The organism is Psychrobacter sp. TB20-MNA-CIBAN-0197 (assembly GCF_040309765.1).
Classification (GTDB): domain Bacteria; phylum Pseudomonadota; class Gammaproteobacteria; order Pseudomonadales; family Moraxellaceae; genus Psychrobacter; species Psychrobacter submarinus.
This window is the reverse complement of record NZ_JBEOPC010000025.1, coordinates 41,850-51,702: the sequence shown is the minus strand read 5'-3', so window position 1 is coordinate 51,702 and position 9,853 is coordinate 41,850. Positions and strand designations below refer to the sequence as shown.

The 9,853-nt window shown below is 37.5% G+C and carries 6 protein-coding genes and 1 pseudogene; 3 read left to right on the top strand and 4 right to left on the bottom strand.

The annotated features are described in order from the left end of the window. Window positions 1–626 (top strand): annotated as a pseudogene (locus AAEY83_RS09220) (hypothetical protein); the annotation flags it as partial. 28 nt (window positions 627–654) lie between these two features. Here AAEY83_RS09220 and AAEY83_RS09215 read toward each other — a convergent pair. Genes AAEY83_RS09215 through AAEY83_RS09205 form a run of 3 tightly spaced genes read right to left on the bottom strand, consistent with a single transcriptional unit; the run spans window position 655 to window position 6,795 of the window. After that, a complete protein-coding gene (locus AAEY83_RS09215; RefSeq protein WP_025643550.1) occupies window positions 655–3,915 on the bottom strand; it encodes a tyrosine-type recombinase/integrase in 3,261 nt (1,086 codons plus the stop codon). Further along, a complete protein-coding gene (locus AAEY83_RS09210) occupies window positions 3,908–6,232 on the bottom strand; it encodes a hypothetical protein (RefSeq protein WP_025643552.1) in 2,325 nt (774 codons plus the stop codon). The genes AAEY83_RS09215 and AAEY83_RS09210 overlap by 8 nt, the downstream gene beginning before the upstream one ends. After that, complete coding sequence (locus AAEY83_RS09205; RefSeq protein WP_025643555.1) at window positions 6,232–6,795, bottom strand: hypothetical protein; 564 nt, start codon at window positions 6,793–6,795, stop codon at window positions 6,232–6,234. Before AAEY83_RS09205 ends, AAEY83_RS09210 begins: the two co-directional genes overlap by 1 nt. 895 nt (window positions 6,796–7,690) lie before the next feature. Here AAEY83_RS09205 and AAEY83_RS09200 point away from each other — a divergent pair. Together AAEY83_RS09200 and AAEY83_RS09195 are read left to right on the top strand one after the other, a co-directional pair. Then, on the top strand, window positions 7,691–8,176 hold the full coding sequence (locus AAEY83_RS09200) for a hypothetical protein (RefSeq protein ID WP_025643557.1): 486 nt from the start codon (window positions 7,691–7,693) through the stop codon (window positions 8,174–8,176). A gap of 69 nt (window positions 8,177–8,245) precedes the next feature. Continuing rightward, the gene (locus tag AAEY83_RS09195) at window positions 8,246–8,812 is read left to right on the top strand and encodes a hypothetical protein (RefSeq protein ID WP_025643559.1); all 567 of its coding nucleotides are present in this window, start codon (window positions 8,246–8,248) and stop codon (window positions 8,810–8,812) included. A 478-nt stretch (window positions 8,813–9,290) separates the two neighbouring features. Here AAEY83_RS09195 and AAEY83_RS09190 read toward each other — a convergent pair whose 3' ends face one another. Next, complete coding sequence (locus AAEY83_RS09190) at window positions 9,291–9,827, bottom strand: hypothetical protein (protein ID WP_025643561.1); 537 nt, start codon at window positions 9,825–9,827, stop codon at window positions 9,291–9,293. Window positions 9,828–9,853 lie beyond the last annotated feature (26 nt).

Below are 9,853 nucleotides of genomic sequence, written 5' to 3'. Positions count from 1 at the left end.
GTTTGGCATGGTTCTTAGACAACGATGAATGTTCTTCTTATTTTAATTCCCTCTGCTACTTTTGCAAGAGGTCTATTGTATCAGAAGATATTATAAAAATTTTGCAAAAGTGTTTGGATAGATTCTTACAAATTGAAGAGCTAAACAAAGATAGCTACAGAGTTGGCAGATTCGAACAACTTAAAAATAATACACTAGAAATATTAATGTTTACTCGATTTAGCCAATTTAATGGTGCTAAACGGTTTGCAAATGAAAACTGGTCTGAGATTAATTTGATATTACCAATTATCGATAAGCTTGTGCGTGAAGCAGGTTGGGTAGGCGTTGTTATGCAAAATTTCGTACAACTATGTGAGAGCGCTAAAAAAGACTATCCTACTGAACTTTTCGCAGATCAAGTCTTAACCGTCATATCTACACCTAAGCTTTTAGGCTGGCAAGGTAGCACGCTATATTCAAGGCTTGCTGAACTAGTTCAATTTTTTGCGGCAAGAGATAATCCACTAAACTTGCAAACTGGGCAAAAGCTCTTAAGAATTATTGACTGGCTTATTGATCAAGGCGATAGACGTAGTGCATCACTACAACAAAGCGAATTGTTTAGAAGCATCAAGGTTAATTGAACAAGCTAGCTATAAACAGCTCTAAACTCTATACTTTATCTTCTATTAATACCATCAAAAAATACCCTAAAAACTTAAGAACGCCCGATGACGCATAATAGTGATTAGTGGTAGCCAAGTTTTTGTCAGAGTGTTTACGTTTTTTCTGTACTACCCTTACCTCATAGCCATGAAAACTCTCACGTGCACCGACACGTATTGAGCTGTTCAGACCTAAGTCTTTTTTAACATCACTTACAACTTGCTCACTATATGTCCTAACTTGCCAATGATTGGCATCAATAAGCTGACAACCTACTAGCATAAAACTCTGTAGCATCTCAATCTGGGTCTCCTTAATACCAAAATGGATCGATGAGTTATTTAAGTTATGCTTATGCGCAAATATCTCAATAAATACTCTCAACTTCTCAGGATCCTTTATAGACATCTGATATGCCCTATCTAATGCTCTAATGATTACTTCCTGATTCTTACTACCTTTAGGCCTACCTAGTAATAGCCTGTCATCGTCGAACAGCTGACTAGCGCGCAGGTATAAACATTTAGATTTATTTAGACTTATACCATGTCTAATAGCAACTTCAGGTAACAGCTCATCTCGAGAATTTTCTTTTAACTCCTGCAGCTCCTCTAGAAAACCTATGACGTCCGCATATTTAGGGTGAATAAAAATTGAATTTGTATTCGACTCTTTCAATTCATTCAAACTACTATTTAACAGTGGCTGGCTAGCATTGCTATCAGGTTCATCTGCATTCTTAAATAATGGTGTTTTATTAACAGCCGTTTTTTTAAGGAAATATGGTCTTATCTTATTTAATTGCACAGTCTTTGTCGTTGCATCATAAGCAGTTTTGTCTTGTCTATAGATAGCAGAGTAATCTAGATCTGTTATTAACTCTAAAACTGTTATAGGTAGCTCCAAGCAAGCATTACTCAGCCGCTCCCCTGCCAGCAGATGAGCAGTATGAATATAATGCTCGAAGGTTGTGTCGCACGTTAAATGTCCTGCAAAGCTGGCCAGTCCAAACCAGGATCCTTGTTCCTTGTGATAGCCAAGGACCCCTTTTATTACTTTTTCGCACTGCTCATTATCATAATCAGTCATCACCTGTGCCAATGGCGACTTACTTAGTACTAACGCCAGCTGACTAATCGCAGTATGCCTAAAGCTGTGAAATGTGAAATCGTGCTCTCCTAGCAATCTGTCCCAAATTAACTTCATGAGATTACTGAAAATCACACTGGGTAACGGCTGATCACCTGAACCTTGAGAAAACAAGTAACGACGCTTCAACCTTTTCTGCTGACGATATAACTGAGTAAATTGTTTTAACTCGTCTTTCTTAAGTAGGCAGTTAATGGGTATAAGGCGGCTTGCGCTGCTACTTTTCAATCTCCGATAGCGATTTGGTCTTAACCATATTTGCGGCTGCTCTATTCGTTGTCCATGTTCATCAATATAGATGTCAGCTATATCACGAACTTTAACACCGATAAGTTCTTTAATTCGCAACCCTGTTCGATACGCAAGACTTAACACTAATAAGCAAAGGTCTTTCTGCTCATCGTCTAAGCCCGAATTGACCAAATACTCTTTCATCGCATGATATATCCGAGGCGATATCATGTTCGCATTTACCACTTGGCGTTTATTACCCCATGGGAAATACACAAACGGCGTATTATAGGATGCTCGCTGATAATTATGGAAAGCTCGTAGTCTGCCGTAAGTAAATTTTTGAGTATCTTTGAGCTTATCCAGATATGAAACTTTGTTTTTGTTTATATGCTCATTCTTTAAGCCATTGAAACTACATTGACTTATCACATCGTCTGCACAGCCAACTAAATCATCGTCTGTATCTAGATTGTCTTCACCAAAGCCTGAGTTTTTGTTCAAAATAGACCGCTTTCTTCCATCCTTAATCTTACTTTGAATGATCTCCTCATATACAGCTTCAAAGTCCTCGTCAGACCATTCATCAAGATTCTCATCCATTGTTAGCATCAGCCAATCGCGACCAATACATCCCAGATATTTACTGATGGTATCTAACCTGTTACTGCTATCATTCAATAAGCTCTTTACCCATCCTAAAAGACGCATGGCGTTGGGTTGGGTTAACTCCTGCTGTAACAGCTCTACTTGTATAATAGCGGATGCTTTACTGCCTTTAAGGGCATCTTGAACCTCTTTAATCAGATTCTTGCTAAAGCTTGGATACTCCCTACTATTGGTACTTTTTTTGTCTGATCCTGAATAGCTTACTATAAATAACTCGGACCAAGTAAGCGGCTGTGGGTTTGATTTAAACACCTCTTGATTATAACTAATAAGCTTATTTGTGGTTAAGCTCGTCGTTTTAATCTTTCCTTGTCTAACCATAGCCAGTGCAGTGTCTATATCGCCCCCCTTCATCTGCCGCCAATGATAGTCAGCGTATTTTATTAACTGTGATAAATATGGTTTACTTTTATCTTTATTTTGTAGTTTTAGCTTCTTACAAATCTCATTAATAATGATTTCAAACGACTTCACATCTTCTTTTTTTAACTTTTTATCTTTTAGCGCGTATAAAAAGCAAAGTGTCATATCATCAGGTATGTACTCTACATAGCGCTGTAAGCTTGTAGCAGATACATCCTCTGAGGTATGACTTTGCGTATAAGAACAACCGTAATTGTCATCATCAATACTGAGCAAGATTAGCGCCAAACTCTCGCTGCTGACACCTGAATCTGGTAATTCATCAGTTGCTGGTAGCTGCAATTGATATATGTCACGTTCGCCTAGGAGCCATTGATACAGTGCTTTTAACACATCTATGTCATTCAATCCCCCATACATCACGCTACAGTAGAGCACTGACTCAATCAAATCATTGTTTGAGAACCTTCTTTTCCGTTGCCATATCTCAATTATTTGCTGGCTAGCAAGGCTTACTTGAGCACCACTTACCATCCAATCATAGGATATTGTTAAATGATCACGCTCTGCTATGACTGGCACAACTGGTTCATCCATACTCAGTTCATGAGATTTGTTATAACTCCGTATGTATTCTAAAAATCCTTGTCTGGCTAAGTGATAGCTATGCGCAGTATCAAAATGCACCTCAAGTATGCTACCAATGGTTTGATAGTATTCAGTTAGGTCTGTTCCTGTGAGTATGTGATTGTCATCAACATACGAAGCTATCAAAAATTTTGCCTCATTTTTGATACTCTCATGACTCTTGCTTTTATTTTCTTCTCTTAACTGATGAGCAACGGCATTATCCATATATATTCACCTCAACTTGTCGTAGGTTAAGCTCAACTGCAACTTTCTCTAAGTCAGCGGATAACGCTTTTAGCTCATTAATGGATAATGACGACATGGGATGCATAGCCTCCTGATCTGGATGTTCATGACCATATAGGGCGCAGATCAAATGCTCAGGGGACCTATTCGTTAGTAGTGAACGTAATTGGTGTCTTAGCCAATTATCTTGATGACTAAAAAAATGCTTTATCTGATAGCGAACCTTACTAGGCGTGATACCGTTAAAGCCTTTGGGATTTTGGCTAAATAGCTGAATGAGTGGCTGACTAGAGTTCAAAATTTTATTTATAGGAAATTGGTCATTGGGATATATAGAATTATGCATGACCGCAAATTGCTTGATATATTTAATATAATTTTGAATCGCTGTGATTAAGAAATCACTAAGAGGAATAAGCCTTCCCTGCCCTTGTCCCTGACGCTCTTCTTTATCCGACACCCATAACAGCCTTTGCCTAAAATCAAATTGATTTAAAAGCCCAGGCGCATGCTTTACGGGTCTAATCCCAGTCTGAATAAAGATGATGTGCCATAACCAGACACCATAAGCATTAAACTGCTCAATATAACGGTCCTGCCTTATGCTTACGTTCCGCTTTAATCGACCGTTATAACTCTCAGTTGCTTCAGCAAGCTCATCAAAAAATCTTTGGCAGATATCAATATTTAAAGTCATGTCACTACCAATATATTTTTTATAACGATTGCTTTTCGTGCTAGACATACTAAGCTGTCGTAGCTCACCTTGGCTGTCCGCAGTACAGTATTCGGTCAATAGTTGTATGGCGCTGTAGTAAGTCTTCTCTAAGCTTATTGTCTCAATACTGGTGTAGTACAAGGGCGAGCTGTGTTTCACATCAACTCCAGTAATCATGTCGGCATGTAATGGCTCTTGCAGCTCATTCTTTATAACTGTATATAAACAAGCGTCAATATGCTGATTTGATAACACCGGTAGCTCTAGTTGCACTTTCAAGCTTGCCAGCACTTCAGACACTTCATCGCCATCCACCGAAAACTTATTTTCAATAACTGCTTGTAGCCTCGCTGGCAGAGGTAATTTAAATTCATTATCATGGCTTTGACGATGTGGCAATAAGTGGCTTCTACGATTTGAAGTTACGTTAATAGTATTACTCATAGCATAACTATCAGCAGCCGAACCGCTTTCATGACTCAACCACTTGCGCTGACTTTTATCCAATGCCAGCTCATAAATCACGTCTTGGACCTTCCGACCACTTAGCATTGATAGTAATATAACGGCATAAACCCGACGCTGTTTATAGCTGACAACGCCAAAAAGCTGCCACACCCGAGCAAATAACATCTGATAGCTCAGTAGACTTAGTTGACGTAAATTAGTAGGAAAATGAAACTGGTTACGGCGGGCATGTCGATATTTATTTTTTAGCTTCCATTGCTGTAATTCTGAGGATTTAGCGGTTGTACTGGAAGGCTTAAAATCATTATCTAAGAGCGCAGGCGGGTCATCATCAGCAATATTCTCAGCGTCCGATACGTTATCATTTTTATGGGGTCTACCAAATATTGTGACTCGTATTGGCTCATCAGCACTATTAAGGTATCGCTTATTAGTGTGTTCTTTACTAAGCTCATTGTTTTGTGAGCTGGTATAGGTTTTACTTACAAACGCTTTGTTCTCTGCAACTACTTCATAGGCAAGTCTTATTTGACCAATTTTACCAGCCAACTTTTGATTAACCACTTTGCCTGACTCTTCATCACTTCTTATCTTAGCTTCATATACGCGTAATGCTGCTAGTGCCTTCGTCAGTGAAACATGTTGAGCATGGATATCAATCAGTTTTTTAACAATCTCAGCTTGTGGGTTATTAGGCTTCAACCCCATCCTTAGACGCACACTTAGCTGACCGACTTTTACAGAGTGTTCATCCTTACGTATAGCAATCATAATGATTATTTGCAGATATGCACTCATAAACTGCCATGCTTCATCATCCCTACGTGCTTGACCATACCTCTGGTAAAACAAGACCAGCATATAAGTGACTGCCCAATTCTCAATTTTTTTCTCTTTGACGACTTTCCTGGCGATAGCTTCACATTCAGACGATGTAAATACTGGCATATCTAGGCTGGCTTGCTCACCAATATGTAGGCAGAAGCCTGGATTAGTATAAAGAGTATTAATAATCAGACTTTGTATTTTTATAAAGTACGGTGAATCAAGTGGCACTAGACGATCTAAAACCGTTTGTAATTCGCTGTTATCAAACTGCTTTATATTCATTAGGGTGCACCACTCAACCAGCTCATACTTTGAGGAATACCTAGAACTCGATCTTCTAGTGCAAACTTACATTGGCGATATTCATAACTACTCTGGCTAATACCTGCAAAATGGCAATACTCCTTTACAGTCAGTTGCCTAACCCCCATGAGCTGGCATATCACACTTTGAGGTGCAGTGCATTTAAGTGCTTTAAACAAATCAGGATGGTGAATACCTTTCAAGAACATCAAGTTTATAACCTCCATCCATGCGAGCTGCTGAACATCTTTAATACTTTCAGGGATTATTAAGCATGGGTGATCGCTATCATTCTCGAACCTTAAAACCTGATCGACTCTTTGGAAATCATTAAAGAAATAAAAAGCATCGTCCCCTCCATCAACCAAGCGCAGGGGTGGACGGTAGAAATTATCCAAAAACTTCATATTGATATAAGTCGTTTTAGGTCTCAATCTCTGCCAAACACATAAAGCGGCTTTAGCATACGGATGTACATACAAATCATCCTTACTAGGATTAGTAAGTTTTTGCCCAACCTTAATTTTATTATTTTTCATCATATATAAAATAATAGTGAATATAATTCATGTTATCCAATAAACATATAGGTGTCAAACGCTTTAGTGTTGTGGGGCTTAATATCGCAAAAAAATCAATTCTATTAGATAGTTAAAATGATTCTAAACACAAAAAAACCTCTTAAAGCCATAATCAATATAGCTGTAAGAGGTTCTTACATTTTATATTTTTGTCAGGTACAAAGTACAAACTCGGGGTTTGAATATCACTACAAACCTATAGGTACTATAGAATTATCCACTTCTACTCATTTGTTAATTTACTTAGGTGATGCTGTTAATATCGGGGTTTCCATATTAATGTAGGTAGCCTCGGGTTCAAATATCTGCTAAACAAATAAAGACTTCTCAGCATAGCGATGTATAAGCAAATTACTTTTGCCTAGGACTATAAGTTTTTTTATTGGCTTAAGATTAATATTTTTCATGTTTTATGATTAAATAGTGATTATAATTCATGTTATCCAGTAATCATGTAGGTGTTAAACGCTTTAGCGTTGTGGTGCTTAAAATTGGATAATAGCTACTAGTTTTAAATATTTCAGATTATTTTAAACACAAAAAAACCTCTTAAAGCCACAATTGATATGGCTTTAAGAGGTCATTATTTTTTAGAATTTTACTAGATGATGAGATCAAAGATGGGGTCTTGGGGTTTGAGTTTTTACTTTATTATTTTTATTCTTAACCTCTTAAGCTTTGAAACCGACTAATAGCCTTAACTACTAAAAACGGGGATATGCCTTAGGAATTCAAATTCGATTGGCAACCGTTCATCGGTTAGAAAAATAATCAGTATTTCAGACGCTATAATCAACTCATCAGCAAGGCTATCATTTACTTTGTCTGAAATTAAAAACCATAAAAGGATATAGTCATGAAGCTCAAAAAAACACTGATGGTTACTCCATTGTTATTACTTTCTATTAGTGCTATTGCCGGCATGGGTGATATTAATGGTAACACCAAATGCACCATCGTTGATTCTATTAGTAAGAAGAAGGTTATTGCAAAGTCTTGTACTTACGATGGTGCAGTAGGAGGGAGCATGAGTTATGCCATTAGCCAACTAAATTTTAAACTGCCTAATGGTAGTACTTATCGTACTGTCAATAATGCTACGTTTGATTTTGATAAAAATGGAAACGTCCAAAATTTAAAAGAAAGTATCTCAGTCAATGGTAAAGCAGCTGAAGTAATAAATTTACATCATAAGACATTTAAAAAAATATCTGATAAAGAAATAGAAAGTCGCTATGAAAAGAAAAGCCCTAACCTTTCTGATGTTTTGCAATGTTTCAAGTACATCAAAAAAGACACTGCTTTCTGCGTACCTTATGAATTTATTAGCAGTATATCCTAACAATTATTTAGCTATAATGCGTTCTTTACCATGTACCTGAACAATCTACATTTATTTATTGGAGAAACTATGACACCTATATCTATAAATTCTTTGGCTCTATTAGCGACTGCAACTTTACTATCTACTATTACCCTAGCTGCTCCTAACTCTTCTAAAAGTGTCAGCAGCTATAAAAGTAATGATATGGTCCATGTATTTGGTTGGATGGAAGATGCTTGTTCTGGTGAAAAACTGCCTTATAAAAAGATTGCTGCTAAAGACACAGCATTTATAGAGAGTATTAGCGGTCAAAAGGCCTCTGGAGACTTTGTAAAGCCGAAGGCGCAATGGTTAGCAGAATATCGAAATATGATAAAAGATGTAAAAATGAAGAAAGGTGAACCATACACTGAATATCGGGTTATTTTTAACAAAGGCGTTACCTATCGCGGTCAGCCTCTAGAGGAGTATAAATTCAGTTTTATACCTGAGTCATCAGGTGGTGAAAATGTTTTAAAGTTTGCACCGACTGCGACTATACCTACCATTATGCCGAACTTTCAAACTCGAACCATGGAATACTGGGGTGAGATGGAAAAAAGAGGGGCTACTTACAACCCTAAAAATAAAACCGTCACCTGTGAGTTTTGGTAAATAGATTTTTTGAGTAGTGACTTCTGCTGTCAAATCCGTAGACATTAGCTTGAGAGATTATAATTTTAAAAAATTTTGATCTGATGTTTATTTTTATTAAAGTATAGTTTTAAAACTAACATCGATAGCGAAGAATGGTTCAATGCTAGAGTGTAGTCGATACACTCTAAAAATGTCATAGCGCTACTGGGATGAATTTTGCGCAGCCTCTAGGAACGCAGCACGCAAGTAAAATTTATACCAGTAGCGCGTTTAAATCCATAACAGTTTTACATTCAGCTAACTATAGATCAAATATTAATTTAAACTATACCTTAGCAGATGGCACGTACCCCAAAACCATGGTGTTCAAAATATTAATAACATCTCCATATACCATTAATTTATTTACTCTGATAAGTCTAAAAACCCCTACATACTATTACTTGTATAGCATAGAAGGCTGAGGTATGAAATCCACTTTTCTCAGGTGATGTTGTTAATATTGGGGTTTGCTTTGATACAGATCGACTGTACCTTTCTCACCCTCAGAATGATTCATTTCCATTTCAGGATATAGTCGTCTAGTCAGCTCATAAATCTCATCCTCTGCCTTCATCCCTCGCTTATCAGGGTTTGGATAAGCCGCAGCAGTAAGTATCAATCGGGGTAGCTCTAAGTGATGAGAAAACATCCTTGCAAGCTCTTTTCTTAAAAAATCAAGCCAAAACGACACCGTCTGTGCAGGCGTGTGTGGATCTGGCGTACTATAAGTAAATAAATCTGCGTTAAGACAGTAGTCCATGCGAAAAGCAACCGCCATACGATCATGCAACCACTGCAAAGTTCTATGATCAAAACTATTCAGCTCATCTCGCAAGTCACTAAGTTCTGTACGGACATCAACCACCCTTTCGGCATGGCGATGCTTATCGATAGCAAAGTCAATGATGATTCGTAATGCTTCTCCGTAGCAATCATGCTGGATCATTCCTATACGAATAGAATCTCCTTGAAACTCAGTACCCACTATCATCGTTAATCCCTGTTGATAAACTTGTA